Below are 16,366 nucleotides of genomic sequence, written 5' to 3'. Positions count from 1 at the left end.
ATCAGGTTGCCGCCTTGGGTGATGATGTTGCCGAGCGGAGTGGAGGAGGTGCCCGAGGTGCCCGAAGTACCCGAGGTGCCCGAAGTACCCGAGGTGCCCGAGGTGCCCGAAGTGCCTGAAGTGCCTGAAGTGCCCGAAGTGCCGGAAGTGCCCGAAGTGCCCGAAGTGCCCGAAGTGCCCGAAGTGCCCGAAGTGCCGGAAGTGCCGGAAGTGCCGGAAGTGCCCGAGGTGCCCGAGGTACCCGAGGTACCCGAGGTGCCCGAGGTGCCGGAAGTACCTGAAGTGCCCGAGGTGCCCGAAGTACCCGAAGTACCCGAAGTACCCGAAGTACCCGAAGTACCCGAAGTGCCCGAAGTGCCCGAAGTGCCCGAAGTACCCGAAGTGCCCGAAGTACCCGAAGTACCCGAAGTACCCGAAGTACCCGAAGTACCCGAAGTACCCGAAGTGCCGGAAGTACCCGAGGTGCCCGAAGTGCCGGAAGTACCCGAAGTACCCGAAGTACCCGAAGTACCCGAAGTACCCGAAGTACCCGAAGTACCCGAAGTGCCGGAAGTACCCGAGGTGCCCGAAGTGCCCGAAGTGCCCGAAGTGCCCGAAGTACCTGAGGTGCCCGAAGTACCCGAAGTACCCGAAGTACCCGAGCTACCCGAGCTACCACCCGACGTCCCTGAAGTCCCACTCCCCGACGTCCCCCCCAACCCACCGCCGCCTAACCCACTGGTACCGCCGGGGCTAATCGTCGATCCACAACCATAGAGGGCGAGTAATGTTGACGTCGCGACAGCGATGGCTGTCCGACCGGCGAATTTGCGCATGATGTCCCCGTTGAGCGACTAATGATGGAGTCATCATTGCAAGTTGCACGCCAATTGTGGCTTATGTCTCGATCCGGCGGATTCTACAAAAAATGATCGTCAGAGCCACAGAAAATCAGAATTTACTTCGACGAAAACGCAAATTCGCCCTTGTTATCAAGGCCATGTTCCGATGCATGCTACGTAACGTTCCAAGCCGCCGTAACGGCGTGAAGCCACCAAGACGACCCAAACCATAAAGCCGTCAACCCAGCAGCCCCATCGCCCGCACCCTCAACCGCCCCGCAGCCACTCACTCAAAACGCAGCCGCATAAATCGCCAGCGCATCGGCCTCGCTAACCGGCCGCGGATTGTTCACCAACAGCCGCGTCTGCAACATCGCGTCGCTCGCCATCCGCTCCAGCCCGCTGATCTCAATGCCGACATCGCGCAGCCGCGCCGGAATCGCGGTCGCCGCGATCATCTGTTCGAGTCGCTGGATCAGCGCCTGGGTCTTGCTCTCGTCGCTGCCCGTCACGCCCGGCACCACGACGTCGGCAAGCTCCGCATACAGCGGCGCGGCGGCCGCGGCGTTGAAGCGCAACACGTGCGGCAAGACGAGCGCATTCGAAAGACCATGCGGCACGTGATAAATACCGCCGATCGGATAAGCCAGCGCATGCACCGCGGCGACCGGCGAGTTGGCGAACGCCTGGCCCGCGAAGGTCGCGCCCAGCAGCATCGCCTCGCGCGCCTGACGGTTGTGGCCGTCCTCGCAGGCGGGCAGCAGATTGCGCGACAGCAGATGCAGCGCTTTTACCGCGAGCAGATCAGAGACGGGATTCTTCAGGTGCGCGGACGTGTACGCCTCGATGGCGTGCACCATCGCATCGACACCGGTCGCCGCCGTCGCCGCGACGGGCAGCCCGAGCGTGAGTTCCGCGTCGAGAATCGCCAGATCCGCGATCAGTTGCGGCGCGACCACGCCCATTTTCTTCGCCTCGCCGACCGTCACGATCGACACGGCGGTGACTTCGGAACCGGTGCCCGCGGTCGTCGGCATCTGCACGAGCGGAAGGCGCGACGCGGTGACCTTGTTGACGCCGTACATCTCGCTGAGCTCCTGCTGCCGTTGCGGCGCCAGCACGGCGATCAGTTTCGCCACGTCCATCGACGATCCGCCGCCGAGCCCGAGCACGAGTTCCGCGCCGGCAATCCGCGCTCGCGACGTCGCTTCGAGCACGATGTGTTCGGGCGGATCGGCGATCACGTCGTGGATCACGGTGGCGTCCCAGCCGTGCGCGGCGAGATCGGCAAGCGCCGGATCCAGCAGACCGCTCGCGTGAAGAAACCCGTCCGTCACCACGCACACGCGCGCAAGCGAAGGAAATTGCGCGCGCAACAAAGCGCCGAGCCGGCGCGCCGCACCATACTCGACGACCAGCGTCGGCACGGTTTGAAAACGGAAGGCGTTGGTCATGCCGTGCCTCCTGGCACCATATGACTCGACACTTCGCGCCGATCTAGCAGCGGAATGATGGTGCCGAAGCCAAGGCGCTGAAAGTGTTCGGTGTCGCGATGCTCGGCGAGGCCGTCGACGTCGCTGTACTGCTCCAGGATCACGAAGTGATCCGGATTCAGCGGCGAGCGGAAAAATTCGTAGTAGAGATTCTTGGGCTCGGCGCGGGTGGCCGCGGCGAGCTGCGTCAGCGGCTCGATCAGCGCATCGCCGTTACCGGGTTTGGCGAAATAATTGGCGATCACCTGCAGATAAGCATGGGCCATCGAACGACTCCAGCAAGTAGGGTAGGTCTACGCGCGCCGATCACGGCGCGAGCCTGGGCACAGGCATCAGTTTTACCAGATTCGGATCGTTTTGCTCGCGAGGCTTGATTTGGCGCGGCCATCATCCACATCGTGACGAACTCGGCCTGTCCGCTGCGGCGAACTATCGCGCCCCGAAGCTTATTCAAAAATGAATATTGAGAATCATTCGCGTTTGCGATAAATTGGCGCCCTTCCTTTTAGAAAGCGGAGCGAATGTATGGCCGAGGTGTTCGTCCGGCGGGAGTCTTCAACAGCGATACCCCTGTCGGCGATCGAAGCCGGCGTCGCTTGTCCGCCTGCGTCGCGGCCTATGCGCGAGCGAGGTCGCGCGGTCGACTGGAAGAAGGCCGCGCTGCTCGACGTGCTGATCGACAACCGGCCGATGCTCGTCGATCTGGCGTGCAGCTTCGTGGGTTGCGCAAGCCTTGCGGAAGACGTGGTGCATGACGTTTTCATCAAGCTCGTCGATTTCCGCGATCAGGAGGCCGTTCGTCAACCGGTGGCCTACGTAACCCGCATGGTGCACAACGCTTCTGTCGATGCGTCGCGCCGCCAGAGTCAGGAAGGCACGTATCACGCCGACCAGGATCACGGTCTGCACGTGCCTTCGCCTGAGCCTTCGCCCGAAGCGGCGCTGCTCATGCGCGACACGCTGCGGCACGTTTACAACGCGCTCGAACAATTGCCGCCGCGCAGCCGCGCGGCATTCGAAATGGTGCGCTTGCGCGAGGAAACGCTGCAAAACACGGCCCGCGCGCTCGACGTTTCGCCGACGCGGGTTCACGTCATGGTGCGCGACGCCGAGCGCCATTGCGCCGACAGTCTCGACGCGTGCAATCGTGGCGTGGACGGTGCCGGGTTCTGCAGCGGCCGCGGCGCGCGCCGACGGTAAACCGACACCAGCCTATATCGAGCGGCCGAGCGCTCCGCTTTGCTGCCGCGAGCCGCTCACGCACGGCCTAACACGAGTCACACCGAACCGCTGGCTGCGAGACTGAATTCGCCTTGCCGCCCAACTTCCTCGACGCACTTCCCGAGATCACAAAACTCAGCACGGCGAGTATCGCCACGCCGACGCCGCCGTACAGCATCACCCAGCCGAACCCTTGCATCAGCGCGTCATGCACGATGCCGCCGGCCGGGTCGATTTGCGCCAATCCCGGGATGCCGGTTCTGATCGCATCCACATTGCCCGCTGCGATTTTTTCGGCGACGCGGCCAAGCGACGCCATATCGAGCGTGCCCGGCAGCCGCGCCTTCAATTCGAACAGAATGCCGCCCACCAGGATCGCGCCCATCAACGCGATGTTGATCGCGAGCGTGATCATGCGCGCGCTCATGTCGATGCCGGACGCCATTCCCGCGCGCTCGGGCGGCACTGCGGCGGTCGTCGTATTGGTGACCGGTGTGTTGGTGAGGCCGAGGCCCGCGCCGGCCAGCACGCAGCCCGGCAACATGCTCCACACGCCCGGATGCGCGACGCCGCTGCCGAGCTTCATCAGCATGAAGCCGACGCCGATGGTCAGTAGACCCGCCGGTATCGCGACACCCGAACCGTAGCGCAACGCAAGGCGCTCGCCGAGCGGCGGGAACAGCAGCGTGGGCAGCGTGTAGGCGAGCAATGCCAGACCGGCGCTCACGCTGTCGTAGCCGAGACCGATCTGGAAGTAGATCGGCAGATAGATCATGAACGGCCAGAAGCTGAAGTTCATGCCCGCCGAGCCCATCAGCGCGCCGGAAAACGGCGGGATCCGGAACACCGAAAAGTCGAACATGGGCCGCGCGGTGAAGCGCTCCGCGCAGAGAAAAGCCACGAAGGCGAGGGCCGTCGCCACGAGAACGAAGATCGCGCGCGAACTCGCGAGCCCGAACTCCGACACCTGCGTGATGAAGTACACGAGGCCGAACACCGCGAGCGACAGCGTGACCATACCGGCAATGTCGAGCGAATGCGCGTGCGGATCGCGCGATTCCTGCACGCCGCCGAACAGCAGCATCAACGTGACGATGGCGAGCACCGCGTGCACCCAGAAGACCCACTGCCAACTCGACACCGCCACGATCATCCCGCCGATGATCGGCCCGAAGCCGAGCCCGATGCCGAAGATGATCCCCCACGCGCTGAACGCGCGAGCGCGCTCGGGACCGTCGCTGAACTGATGCGACAGCACGGCCACCTGGCAGATCAGCATCGCGCCGCCGCTCGCGCCTTGCAGCAAACGCGCGACGATCAGGGTCGGCACGCTTTCCGCGAGGCCGCAGATCAGCGAGGTGACACCAAACAGCGCGATGCCGATCACGAAAATCCGTCGCCTTCCGAAGCGGTCCGCCAGCGTGCCGGTCGCCATCAGCACGGTCGTGACCGCGAGCGTGTAGGCATTCATGATCCACTGCATGCCTTTGAAGTCGCCGTGCAGCACGCGTTCGAGCGTGGGGAGGATCACCGGCACGCTGGAGATTTCCAGGCCGAACATCAGCGACGCGAGACAGACCGCGCCGAGCGCCAACGTGTTTTTGCGGATCGAAAAGAAGCCGAGGAGCCGTACGGCGGCGGGTTCGTCAGATTCGAGGGTTGGTTGGTCGGGCCGTGGCGGCGCGTTGGAATGCGTGGACATGAAATTTCACCTCGATAGTCGGCGGGCGTGGCTGCCGTGGAATCGGTAATATAGGGGGAATTCTTGTCCCGATTGACACGTTTAAATCCCAGCACTGCATCGTGTACGGACCCAATAAGGCAAAGAAATGAGCGACATCCTCGATGGTGTGACGACGTTCGTGCGCGTCGTCGAAACGGGCAGTTTTGCGCTGGCGGCCGAACGCCTGGAGCTCACGCGTTCGGCGGTCGGCAAAGTGATCGTGCGCCTTGAAAAGCGGCTCGGCGTGCGGCTGATCAATCGGACCACGCGCAGTCAAAGCCTCACCGAAGACGGTCAGGCCTACTACGACCGCTGCGTGCGCGCGCTCGCCGAACTCGAAGCCGCGGAAGCCGATCTCGATTCAGGGCGGCGCGAGCCGAAAGGGCGTCTGCGGGTCAGCGTGCCGCAGTGCTTCGGCCATCACTGCGCGGCGCCGGTGCTGCTTGAGCTGGCACGCCGTCATCCGCAATTGACGATCGACATTTCGATCAGCGACCGCTTCGTCGACGTGGTGGAAGAGGGTTTCGATCTGGTCGTGCGGGTCGGGCCGCTCGCCGATAGCATGAGTCTCGCGGCCCGTAAGCTGGGCATGCAATACGCGAGTATCGGCGCGGCGCCGGCCTATCTGGCACGACACGGCACGCCGCGCAACGTGGATGAATTACGCGGCCACTCGGCGATCGCCTATTTGCGTGGCGGCATACCGATGCCGTGGGATGTGGTCGACATCGACGGTCAGGTGCGTCGCGCGCAGGTGCATCCACAATTGGGTTTCGACGACATGCAGGGGATCGTCGACGCGGCGGTCGCGGGCTTTGGGCTGGCGTGGTTGCCGAGCTGGCTGCTGGCGCGTCATGCCGGCAAGGGCGAACTGGTGACGGTGATGGAGAATTGTTTCCGGCCCGCGCAGGAGATTCACGCGGTGTGGCCGAAGAGCCGGTATCTGGCGTTGAAAACGCGCTGCGCGATCGACGCGCTGGTCGCCGGGATTCCTGCGATGCTCGGGGCGCCGGTGGCGGGTTAGGCCGGCTCAGGCGCCCCGATCACGCGCGTTGCTTTAGAACAGCAACGTCGCGCTAGCGACAGCGGTGCGCGTCGGCGAAGGCGACACGAACGAACCCCATGCGGTGGTCCAGTAGCGACGGTTGAGCAGGTTGTTGATGCCCGCGCGGAACGTCACGTCCTGGCCGGCGATCTTCGTCTCGTAGCGGCCGCTCAGATCGTAAGTGACATACGACGGCACGAACTGCGAGTTGGCGGCATCCACGGCCTGGTTGCCCACATATTTGCCGCCGAACGCCAGCGTCAGCGGACGCAGATACGCCGGGTTGTACTCGATGCGGCCCGTCACGGTGAAGCGCGGCGCGCCATACACGCGTTTGCCGTCGATGTTCGGATCGTCCACGTCCACCGCCTTCGCGTCGAGCCACATCACGCCGCCCATCACGCGCCATTCGTTCGTCAGCGCGAGCCAGCCGCTGGCGTCGACGCCGGTGTAGCGTTTGGTGCCGTTCTGCACGAAGTAGTTGCTGACGTTCGTGTAGTTGTAGCCCTGGTCGACGCGGAACAGCGCGACATTGGCGCCCCACCTGGCGTGATCCGTCTTGAAGCCGATTTCGTACTGCTTGCTGCGCATCGGGCCGTAGGTTGCCGGGTAGTTCAGGTTGGTATTGCCGGCCGCGCCGCCCTGTTCCAGCGATTCGACGTAGCTCGTGTACAGCGTCGAATACGGGTCGGTCTTGAACATCAGCGCGAAGGTCGGCGTAACCGGGCTCGCACTGTATTGCGACGTCACGGCGGCGGTCGTGTCGTAGACGTTCTGGCGGTACTGCGTGTAACGCACGCCGAGCAGCGCCGACAGCCGCGACGTGAATTGCAGCGTATCGCTCGCGTATACCGCGGCCTGCGTGGTGCGCTGCTGACGATACAGGTCCGAGCCGATGCTGACTTCGCTGTTGGTCAGCAGCGTGGTGGTGTACAGATTGCCGGTGCCGAGCGCGTAGCCCATGTTCCAGCCGGTGCTGTTGCTGTACTCGCTGGTCTGCGTCTGGAAGCCCGCGCCGACCACCACGTCATGCTTGATGCTGCCGGTGTTGAACTGGCCCTGCACCATGGCGTCGACGTTCTGATAGAAGTAGCGCGTCATGGCCGCATAAAGCGTGTTCGAGTAGTTGCCCGCCGTGTCGGTGACGTACAGGAAGCTATCCGAATTGGTGCGGTTCTCCTTGGCGAAGCGGTACTTCAGGCTCGCGTGCCAGTTTTCCGACAGACGGTAATCGAGACCCGTGCCGAACGACGCCATCTCGGTCTGGTAGTAGTTCTGCGGCTGGGTCAAACCGGCAACGTCGATCTTGCTCGCGTCCGGAATGCCGCCGGCGCCGATCCCGAGACCGAACAGCGTGCCGTTGGTTTTGCGCTTCTGGTAGAACGCGTCGGCGGTCCAGGTCAGGTCCGGCGTGATGCGGAAGTCCAGCGCCAGCGACGCCACCTGGCGGCGCACGTGGCCGTTCGGTTCCGCGGTGTTGCCGTCTTCGTTGACGAGGTTCAGGCGGTAGCCGAAACGGTTGTCGTTGCCGAAGCGGCCGCCCAGGTCAACCGCCTCGGTGAACACACCGGCCGATTTATAGCCGACCGTGACGCTGCGATATGGCGTGTCGGTCGGACGCTTCAGCACGTAGTTGACGATGCCGCCCGGCGAGCCGAAGCCGTACATGAAGCCCGACAGACCCTTGAGCAGTTCGACCTGTTCGAACGGTTCGAGCGAGAGGTCGGTATCCCACGACGGGAAGGTCTGGCCGTCTACCTTGATGCTGTTCAGCGTGTCGATCGGCATACCGCGCACGGTGAAGACGGAGTTTTCGCTGATGGCGTTTTCGCTGATGGCCGAGACAGCCGGATCGTACTTGAACAGGTCGTTGGCGGTGGTCGCGAACAGATCCTGTGCTTCATCGCTCGTCACGACGTGGGTCGAGAACGGCGTGTCCACCTGCTTGCGCGAACCCAGCGCGCCGGCGCTGACGGTATCGGCCTGCGCCACGGTGGTGTCTTTCGATGCCGAAACCTTCACGGCCGGCAAGGTGGCGGCGGTGTCGCTGGCCGGGGCGGCTTGCGCCCATCCGCTCGATGAGAGTGTGGAAAGCGTCAAACCCACACTAACCAGGAGTCCGGCGCTAAGCAGCGACGGAGCGCGGCGCGGACCGCGCGCAAACGCCGGACGGCCGGCGATAGAAAGATTCTGCATATTATTCGAGTTGGACAGGCTGCCACCGCCGCGCACCGAAACGGTGCGAACGGCATCTTGCGAGCGAGTGACGGTTAAACGGATGGTGAAAAAGCGAGCGCACGAATGTTAATGCATATGATTCGCATTAACAATGTTTTTGAAAGCTGGCAAGTCATCTATAAGACATCTGTCGTAAGACCTAGGGCATTGGCCTCAAAGCCTTATCTGGCGGGGCTCGACCCCATCGAGCCCGGTTCGGGGATATGTTTGTTTAACAGCGAGTAGAGGAAAACACGCATATACTCACGGTCGGGCCGTAAAAAGTAGTGCCGTGCATCGCGCGGCGTTTTTGCAGCTTCGTCGCAACCTCGCCGGCTCAGCGCTACCAAACGCTCTGTCTATCACTTCACCTAGCAAAGCCTCGAACATGTCCACACCGCCGAAGATCATCTACACCCTGACCGACGAAGCCCCCGCACTGGCGACCTACTCGCTGCTGCCGATCGTCAAGGCGTTCACGCGCTCGTCCGACGTGATCGTTGAAACGCGCGATATCTCGCTTGCCGGCCGGATCATTGCTGCCTTTCCGGACTACCTGAGCGCGGAACAGAAGGGTTCCGACGATCTGGCTGAACTGGGTGGACTCACCACGCGTCCGGAAGCAAACATCGTCAAGCTGCCGAACATCAGCGCGTCGGTGCCGCAACTGAAGGCCGCGATCACCGAACTGCGCGATCAGGGCTTCAAACTGCCGGCTTACCCCGACGTCGCCACGACCGACGCTGAAAAAGACGTCAAGGCGCGCTACGACAAGATCAAGGGCAGCGCCGTCAACCCGGTGCTGCGCGAAGGCAATTCGGACCGCCGCGCGCCGCTGTCGGTCAAGAACTACGCTCGCAAGCATCCGCACAAGATGGGCGCGTGGACGTCGGACTCGAAGTCCCACGTCTCGCACATGAGCGGTGGTGATTTCTACGGCAGCGAAAAATCGGCGCTGATCGCAGCGGCCGGCGCCGTGAAGATCGAACTGACGGCAACCGACGGTGCGAAGACGGTCCTGAAAGAAAAGACCAACGTGCAGGCGGGCGAGATCATCGACGCGTCGGTGCTGAGCAAGAACGCGCTGCGCAGCTTCATCGAAGCGGAAATCGCGGACGCGAAGGCCAAGGGCGTGCTGTTCTCGGTGCACCTGAAAGCCACCATGATGAAGGTGTCGGATCCGATCATCTTCGGTCAGGTGGTGTCGGTGTTCTACAAAGACGTGCTGGCCAAGCACGCCGACGCGCTGGCGCAAGCCGGCTTCAACCCGAACAACGGTATCGGCGACCTGTACGCGCGTCTGAAAGACCTGCCGGCCGCAACGGTCGAAGCGATCGAAGCCGACATGAAGGCGCAATACGCCGCTCGCCCGCAACTGGCCATGGTCAATTCGGACAAGGGCATCACCAGCCTGCACGTACCGAGCGACGTGATCGTCGACGCGTCCATGCCGGCCATGATTCGCGAGTCGGGCAAGATGTGGGGCACCGACGGCAAACTGCACGACGCCAAGGCCGTGATTCCGGACCGCTGCTATGCGGGCGTGTATCAGGCGGTGATCGAAGATTGCAAGAAGCACGGCGCGTTCGATCCGGTCACCATGGGTACGGTGCCGAACGTCGGCCTGATGGCGCAAGCCGCTGAAGAATACGGTTCACACGACAAGACGTTCCAGATTCCGGCGAACGGCGTGGTCCGCGTGACCGACGCAGCCGGCACGGTGCTGATCGAACAACCGGTGGAAGCCGGCGACATCTGGCGCATGTGCCAGACCAAAGACGCACCGGTGCAGGACTGGGTCAAGCTCGCGGTGAACCGCGCCCGCGCGACCGGCACGCCGGCCATCTTCTGGCTGGACGCGGCGCGCGCGCACGACGCCCAGATCATCAGGAAGGTCGAGCAATACCTGAAAGACCATGACACCACCGGTCTGGACATTCGCGTCATGACGCCGGTCGAGGCAACGCAGTTCTCGCTGGACCGCATCCGCGCCGGCAAAGACACGATCTCGGTCACCGGCAACGTGCTGCGCGACTACCTGACCGACCTGTTCCCGATCATGGAACTGGGCACCAGCGCGAAGATGCTGTCGATCGTCCCGCTGATGGAAGGCGGCGGTCTGTTCGAAACGGGTGCGGGCGGTTCGGCGCCGAAGCACGTTCAGCAACTGGTCGAAGAAGGCTTCCTGCGTTGGGATTCGCTGGGCGAATTCCTGGCGTTGGCGGCGTCGCTCGAACATCTGAGCAATGCGTATCACAACCCGAAGGCGCAAGTGCTGGCCAAGACGCTGGATCAGGCAACCGGCAAGTTCCTCGACAACGACAAGTCGCCGGCGCGCAAGGTCGGCGGTATCGACAACCGCGGCAGCCACTTCTACCTGGCTATGTACTGGGCGGAAGCACTCGCGGCGCAAACCGAAGACGCGGCGTTGCAGGCGCAGTTCGCCGGCGTGGCGAAGGCCATGGCCGACAACGAAGCGAAGATCATCGAAGAACTGGCCGCAGCGCAAGGCAAGGCAGTGGAAATCGGCGGTTACTACCGTCCGAACGTCGAGCTGACGAGCAAGGCCATGCGCCCGAGCGCCACGCTGAACAAGATCGTGGACGCGGTGGCATAAAGTAGTCGATGCCGCAGTCGATGCATTAGCCAGGGCAGCAGCAAAACCTGCGCAAACCGCACGGAAATAAGCAGTAAGCACGACGATGGCGCTCTCGAGCGCCATCGTCGTTTTCACTTCTACGTGGGCAGTCGTCATACCTGCCCTCACACGTGAACGATTTCCCAATCGCTGAGCTTCTCCGGAATTTCGAGCGACGAGGTATCGTCGCCCTCGGACAGATGCGGGCAGATCAGACCACGCGCGAGGTCGTCGGCGGCCTGTTGCGCGCTGGAAAATTCGCCGAGCGTTTCGTTGCCGTAAGTGGCAGCCCAACCATCCTGTCCCGGCAAAATGTAGAACGCTCCCTGGGTCGAGCCAAAGCGAAAGCCTTTCATTTTCAGTCTCCCAATTGCCATTTAAAAACCGCTGTGCCGGTGCGGTTTCGTGCGCGAGGGTGGGGGACCGTCCAACCGCCTGATCGTCCCGTCCAACTTGCCACGACTGCATGAAGCGCCGGCTCTTGTAAAAGAGTCTACGTCAGCGGGTAGCGGCGCAAGCCGTTCTTAGATGGGGCGATCTAACAAAAAAATTCGTTTAAAAATAAAGGCTTGCGTTGTACATTTTGCAATGTGCAATGCGGGGCGACATTGCGAAATGGCGAATTTGTGCCACGCACCACGATTTTTTACGAAGCAAGCGTTCATGCCACATCGTGAAATTTTCGGGCTTGGGCGCGACACGGATTCCCGCCGATTCGCCGCGATGCTTAATTTCCAGGCATCGCGAGCCCGTTCAGGGCAAAACGCGGCGCAGAAAATCCAGCAGCACGCGATTGAATTGGCCGGGTCTTTGTAGCGGCGCGAAATGGCTCACGCCGGGCAGCGCGATGAGTGCCGCGCCGGGAATCGTGCGGGCAAGATAGTCGGCGTGTTCCGGTTTGATGAACTCGTCGTGTTCGCTCTGCACGATCGCAACCGGCACGCGGATCTGCGTCAGGTCGTCCGCGCTGTAGTTGGGCTGCGTGCGCATCATCTCGCTGACCGCGCCGACGAACGCGTCGAACTCGCCCGGCGTCGCCGATCGTTTCGCGTAGTCCTTGCGATGCCGGCTGAAGCAACGGTCGATTACCGGTGTCGGCACGAACGGCCGGGTGCCGCTGGGGTCCATGTTGCAGCCGAAGAAGAACACGCCCGCCACGCGTTCGGGCGCCTCGCTGGCCAACACCAGCGCGACGCATGCGCCGTCGCTCCAGCCGGCCAGCGCGGCGCGTTCGAGTTGCAAGCGGTTCATCACGGCCAGCACGTCGGATGCCATCAACTCGTAGCGATAGGGCTGCGTGTCGCGCGTGCTGCGGCCGTGGCCTCGACTGTCGACCACCACCACGCGATACCCCGCGTCGAGCAGTGCGGGAATCTGGTAACCCCAGTTGCCGCTATGGCCGAGGCCGCCGTGCAGCAGAATCACCGGCGCGCCGGCGCCATAAGACGCGTACCAGATTTGCGCGCCGGCATGCTCGACATGGCCCTGATCGTTCGACGCCGGCAGCGGCGCGGTGCCATGTGCGTCGAAATGGGCGAGGTCGTCGTCGTGCGAGTCGAGGAAGGGGTCGGTCATGGTCGCCTCCGTAGCGTTCCGCCGGGATGGATGCGCAAGGTTGCCACCGGCCGGACGTCAAAATCAATCCGGCTACGGAATTTCGCTGGAGCGCTGCTGGCGCAGCACCAGCTCATGCTCATGCGGTGGCCGGACGCGCCGTGCTCGTCCGCTGACATGATTGCGGCGATTCAAATGCGTCGTTCAAATGCGTCGCTCGGATACGCGGCGGCGCTGGTCTGGTTCTCAACCTGGGTCGAGACCCAAACCTTCCTGCTTGCCGCCTGCGTTCAACTTGAAACGCGCCGGCTTCTTTCAGCTTCGATACGCCCCCGCCGCGACCGCGCTCGACGGAACCGTCGCCAGCAGATTGACGGCCACCCGATGCGCCCGCTGCCGCTCATCCGCGCTCAGTTGCGCGCTAACGCGTTGTTCGACGGCGCGGACCGCATCCGCATACATGGCGTGATGGGGTTCGGCCGCGAAGCCGGCCAGCGCACGCTGAAGCCACGCATCGCCGAGCGCCTTGTCGCGCATCACGCCGTCGCCTGACAGATAGCGCATGCCGATCTCATACTGCCGCAGCGTGTCGCCCAGCAAGGCTTCGTTCAAGGTTGAGAGGGCAGCCCACGAGGCCAGGCCGGATTCGGTCGCGTCGTTCGAAGCGGGCGCGCGCGCACCGCCGGCCGCACCAGCCGCACCAGCCGCACCAGCCGCACCAGCCGCACCAGCCGCACCAGCCGCACCAGCCGCACCAGCCGCACCAGCCGAACCAGCCGAACCAGCCGCACCAGCCGAACCCGGATCGCCGGCAACAGCGAGCCACTGCATCGAGCGGCCATTCAGCGCGTGCACATCCCCCGAGGCTTCAGCGCGCAGCGCGAGCGCGATGGTTCCCGCATTGCTCCCGAGCGCAGCGGCTTTCCGATGCCAACTCAGCGCCAGCGCATCATCGCGCGGCACGCCATTGCCGGTCTCATACAGATTCGCGAGATCGCTGGCCGCCTCGCCCGAACCGGCCGCTGCGGCCTTTTCAAGCCAGCCGCGCGCAACATCAACGTCTTGCGGAACACCTCGGCCGTACAGATAAGCCTCGCCGACCATGGCCATGGCGCCCGAACTGGTGTCGGCCGCCCGGTTGGCCCAGGCTAGCGCCTCCCGATCGTTACGCTCGCCGCCGAGCCCGGTGAACAGATGCCACGCCAGCGAACTTTGCGCCGAGACATTGCCCTGTTCCGCCGCGAGCCGGAACCAGTAGACCGCTGCACTGAAGTCGGCGGGGACGCCGCGGCCCAGATCGTACGAGTCGCCGAGCATCGACTGATAGACCGCGTCGCCGCGACTCGCGATTCGCCATTGCCAGTAACTGCTGTCGCGCTCCGACGTCGTGTCTGCAATGCCGACGGCCAGCCGACGCATCGCGAAGAGGTCGCCGGCTTGCGCGGCGGCGCGGCACCAGCGCTGCGCCAGCTCGGGATTGCGCGTCACGCCGGCGCCGTTCGCATAGGCGAGACACAGCACGCGTTGCGAGGCGAGATCGTTCGATTCGGCGCCGCGCGTGAACCATTTGATCGCGGTCGGCTGATCGGGCGGCATGCCCTGGCCTTTGGAGTAGACCGTGCCCATCGCGGTATAGGCCGGCGCGAAATTTTGCGCGACCGCCTTGACGAGCCACGCCTTGCCGTCGGCTTTGGCCGTGTCCTTATTGGCATCCCTACCGCCGTTCGCCTGCATCTCCAGCAGATACAAACCCAGGATGGTCTGCGCCTGAGCATTGCCGGCCCGCGCGGCCGTTTCCAGATAACGCTGGCCGAGCACCGCATCGCGCGGCACGCCGATGCCGTACATATACTGCCAGCCGGTCTGACGTGCTCCGTCGACGTTGCCGAGATCGGCGGCCTTGCGATACCAGACCAACGCCTGCGCCTTATCGACCGGCATACCATCGCCGACGAACAGCATCCGGCCGACCATCAGCGTGGCTTGCGGATCGCCGCGCTCGGCGCCGGTATGCGCGAGCCGGAACGCGAGCGCCGGATCTTTCGGCATGCCGAGCCCGGCATCGGCGAGCGAGGCCAGGTTGAACGCGGCGATGCCGAGTCCCTGGTCGGAGGCCCGCTGATACCACTGCTTCGCTTCGACGAGATTGCGTGGCTCGCCTTCGCCACGCTGCAGCATGGTGCCGAGATCGTTCTGCGCCGCCGCGAGGCCGGCCTGAGCCGCGCCGCGCATCCAGCCGATTGCGGCGTCGAGATCCTTGGGACCGCCAAGGCCCAACCGATACTCAACGGCCAGTTGGAACCGCGCCGTCGCATCGCCTTCCAGCGCGGCCTTGCGATGCCATGCCCGCGCCAGCGCCAGGTTGCGCGCCGTGCCGGTGCCTCCTGCATACAGTTCGCCGAGCCGGCGCTGCGCGTAGACCGAGCCGCGGCTCGCCGCGTAGGACATCAATGCAAAACCCTTTTTCTCGTCGCGCGGCACGCCAGCGCCGGCCACGTACAGATCGGCGAGCACCGCGTGCGCGCCGAGATGGCCGCGCTCCGCAGCCGTATTGATCCAGCCCGCCGCGTTGCGAACGTCCTGCTTCACGCCGGTGCCGCGCAACAGCGCCATGCCGAGCAGGAACGCCCCGTCGGCATCGCCGCGCGTCGCGCCCTGAATGAACCACGTGACGCCGCCCGCGACGTCGCGCGGCACGCCCGCCCGGCCGTCGAACAGGATTTGCCCGGCGTTGGACGCGCTGTGCGACGAGCCGTGATCCGCGGCGCGCGCGAACTCGGCGTAGGCCGAGGCGAAGTCGACCGCGCCGCCTTCGCCGTTGTAGTCCATCAGGCCGAGCGTCTCGGCCGCGAGGCCGTCGCCCTGGTCCGCGGAGAGCGTCAGCCAGCGTCGCGCGGCGGCGTAGTCTTTCGGCGCACGCATGCCGTCGCGGTAGAGCGAACCGACCACACGTTGCGCGCTGCGCGAGCCGTCGACGGCGGCCTGCTGCAACATCGCGAGTCCGGTGTCGGACGGCGGCATCGCGTAGCCGAACAGCATCATCTGTCCATAGATGGCGCGCGCGTCGAGATTGCCGGCCGCCGCCTCCGTGCCGCACGACGCGAGCAGTTGCGCGGGCTTGGCAAGCGGCGAGGCCGCCCACTCCTGGCTGGCGCCGAAGCGCAGCGCGCAGGGCGTGGTCGGATCGCCGAACGGCAGGAGCGGCAAAGCCGGGAACGGACGCGGCAGACGCGCAGCGTCCTGCGCGCCGGCCGACATGGCGCCGGCGCCGAGCGGCGCAACGGCCACCGCGGTCAACGTGAGCGCCGTCATCAGCGCGGGCAGGAACGTGAGCCGTCGCAGTGGGTGAAGCAACGCTACCGACTTCACGCTGCGCCTCGCTGCGTCATCAGCCACTGGTTGACGCCATGGGGTTGACGCTCGTTCAGGCGATCAAGGTCAACGTCCAGGTCAAGGTCAAGGTCGAGGCGCTGCGCACCAGTCATCGCACCGATCATGAAGTCATTCGATGTGGCCGTCGACGGCGTTGAATTCTGCGCACATGCGCTCCGGCAGAACGCGGCGAACACGGCGCTTGTGCGCCGGTTCAAAGAGGTCTTCATTGTCATTTTCGGGTGATGAAAAGGCGGGCATTCTGATTAATCACCTGGCGCC

Annotated in this window: 11 protein-coding genes and 1 pseudogene; 3 read left to right on the top strand and 9 right to left on the bottom strand. The window is 64.2% G+C overall.

All coding sequences use genetic code 11. From position 1 onward, the window contains the following. From HWY05_RS06480 to HWY05_RS06470, 3 genes and pseudogenes are all read right to left on the bottom strand, one after another. A pseudogene (locus HWY05_RS06480) lies at positions 1 to 815 on the bottom strand (hypothetical protein); the annotation flags it as partial. Positions 816 to 1,111: 296 nt separating this feature from the next. After that, a complete protein-coding gene (locus HWY05_RS06475) occupies positions 1,112 to 2,275 on the bottom strand; it encodes an iron-containing alcohol dehydrogenase (protein WP_176057739.1) in 1,164 nt (387 codons plus the stop codon). Beyond that, positions 2,272 to 2,580: a putative quinol monooxygenase gene (locus HWY05_RS06470; protein ID WP_176057738.1), complete on the bottom strand. Its 309-nt coding sequence runs from the start codon at positions 2,578 to 2,580 to the stop codon at positions 2,272 to 2,274. The genes HWY05_RS06475 and HWY05_RS06470 overlap by 4 nt, the downstream gene beginning before the upstream one ends. Positions 2,581 to 2,839: 259 nt before the next feature. On the opposite strand from HWY05_RS06470, the gene HWY05_RS06465 reads away from it, so the two are divergent. Further along, positions 2,840 to 3,514 carry an RNA polymerase factor sigma-70 gene (locus HWY05_RS06465; RefSeq protein ID WP_176057737.1) on the top strand — a complete coding sequence of 225 codons (675 nt, stop codon included), beginning with the start codon at positions 2,840 to 2,842 and terminating at the stop codon, positions 3,512 to 3,514. A 67-nt stretch (positions 3,515 to 3,581) separates the two neighbouring features. Here the strand turns inward: HWY05_RS06465 and HWY05_RS06460 are convergent, their stop codons facing one another. Continuing rightward, complete coding sequence (locus HWY05_RS06460; RefSeq protein ID WP_176057736.1) at positions 3,582 to 5,237, bottom strand: MFS transporter; 1,656 nt, start codon at positions 5,235 to 5,237, stop codon at positions 3,582 to 3,584. 127 nt (positions 5,238 to 5,364) lie between these two features. On the opposite strand from HWY05_RS06460, the gene HWY05_RS06455 reads away from it, so the two are divergent. Further along, on the top strand, positions 5,365 to 6,282 hold the full coding sequence (locus HWY05_RS06455) for a LysR family transcriptional regulator (protein ID WP_176057735.1): 918 nt from the start codon (positions 5,365 to 5,367) through the stop codon (positions 6,280 to 6,282). Between the two features lie 33 nt (positions 6,283 to 6,315). Here the strand turns inward: HWY05_RS06455 and HWY05_RS06450 are convergent, their stop codons facing one another. After that, the gene (locus HWY05_RS06450) at positions 6,316 to 8,499 is read right to left on the bottom strand and encodes a TonB-dependent siderophore receptor (protein WP_035559716.1); all 2,184 of its coding nucleotides are present in this window, start codon (positions 8,497 to 8,499) and stop codon (positions 6,316 to 6,318) included. Positions 8,500 to 8,908: 409 nt separating this feature from the next. Here HWY05_RS06450 and HWY05_RS06445 point away from each other — a divergent pair, with 409 nt between their 5' ends. Continuing rightward, a complete protein-coding gene (locus HWY05_RS06445; RefSeq protein ID WP_176057734.1) occupies positions 8,909 to 11,137 on the top strand; it encodes an NADP-dependent isocitrate dehydrogenase in 2,229 nt (742 codons plus the stop codon). A gap of 146 nt (positions 11,138 to 11,283) precedes the next feature. On the opposite strand, the gene HWY05_RS06440 is transcribed toward HWY05_RS06445, so the two are convergent. From HWY05_RS06440 to HWY05_RS06425, 4 genes are all read right to left on the bottom strand, one after another. After that, complete coding sequence (locus HWY05_RS06440) at positions 11,284 to 11,514, bottom strand: hypothetical protein (protein ID WP_035559712.1); 231 nt, start codon at positions 11,512 to 11,514, stop codon at positions 11,284 to 11,286. Positions 11,515 to 11,911: 397 nt separating this feature from the next. After that, positions 11,912 to 12,733, bottom strand: a complete 822-nt coding sequence (locus HWY05_RS06435; protein ID WP_035559710.1) for an alpha/beta hydrolase — start codon at positions 12,731 to 12,733, stop codon at positions 11,912 to 11,914. A gap of 294 nt (positions 12,734 to 13,027) precedes the next feature. Next, positions 13,028 to 16,081, bottom strand: coding sequence for a tetratricopeptide repeat protein (locus HWY05_RS06430; protein WP_176057733.1), 3,054 nt, complete (start codon positions 16,079 to 16,081; stop codon positions 13,028 to 13,030). Then, the gene (locus HWY05_RS06425; RefSeq protein ID WP_156126764.1) at positions 16,078 to 16,314 is read right to left on the bottom strand and encodes a hypothetical protein; all 237 of its coding nucleotides are present in this window, start codon (positions 16,312 to 16,314) and stop codon (positions 16,078 to 16,080) included. Before HWY05_RS06425 ends, HWY05_RS06430 begins: the two co-directional genes overlap by 4 nt. Between the last annotated feature and the right edge of the window lie 52 nt (positions 16,315 to 16,366).

This window comes from Paraburkholderia sp. BCC1876 (assembly GCF_902833695.1).
Taxonomy (GTDB): domain Bacteria; phylum Pseudomonadota; class Gammaproteobacteria; order Burkholderiales; family Burkholderiaceae; genus Paraburkholderia.
This window is presented reverse-complemented; position numbering and strand designations above follow the sequence as displayed.

Coding starts and splice junctions, on each gene's coding strand:
- HWY05_RS06475 (WP_176057739.1), bottom strand. CDS start 2,275: ATGACCAACGCCTTCCGTTTTCAAACCGTGCCGACGCTGGTCGTCGAG.
- HWY05_RS06470 (WP_176057738.1), bottom strand. CDS start 2,580: ATGGCCCATGCTTATCTGCAGGTGATCGCCAATTATTTCGCCAAACCC.
- HWY05_RS06465 (WP_176057737.1), top strand. CDS start 2,840: ATGGCCGAGGTGTTCGTCCGGCGGGAGTCTTCAACAGCGATACCCCTG.
- HWY05_RS06460 (WP_176057736.1), bottom strand. CDS start 5,237: ATGTCCACGCATTCCAACGCGCCGCCACGGCCCGACCAACCAACCCTC.
- HWY05_RS06455 (WP_176057735.1), top strand. CDS start 5,365: ATGAGCGACATCCTCGATGGTGTGACGACGTTCGTGCGCGTCGTCGAA.
- HWY05_RS06450 (WP_035559716.1), bottom strand. CDS start 8,499: ATGCAGAATCTTTCTATCGCCGGCCGTCCGGCGTTTGCGCGCGGTCCG.
- HWY05_RS06445 (WP_176057734.1), top strand. CDS start 8,909: ATGTCCACACCGCCGAAGATCATCTACACCCTGACCGACGAAGCCCCC.
- HWY05_RS06440 (WP_035559712.1), bottom strand. CDS start 11,514: ATGAAAGGCTTTCGCTTTGGCTCGACCCAGGGAGCGTTCTACATTTTG.
- HWY05_RS06435 (WP_035559710.1), bottom strand. CDS start 12,733: ATGACCGACCCCTTCCTCGACTCGCACGACGACGACCTCGCCCATTTC.
- HWY05_RS06425 (WP_156126764.1), bottom strand. CDS start 16,314: ATGAAGACCTCTTTGAACCGGCGCACAAGCGCCGTGTTCGCCGCGTTC.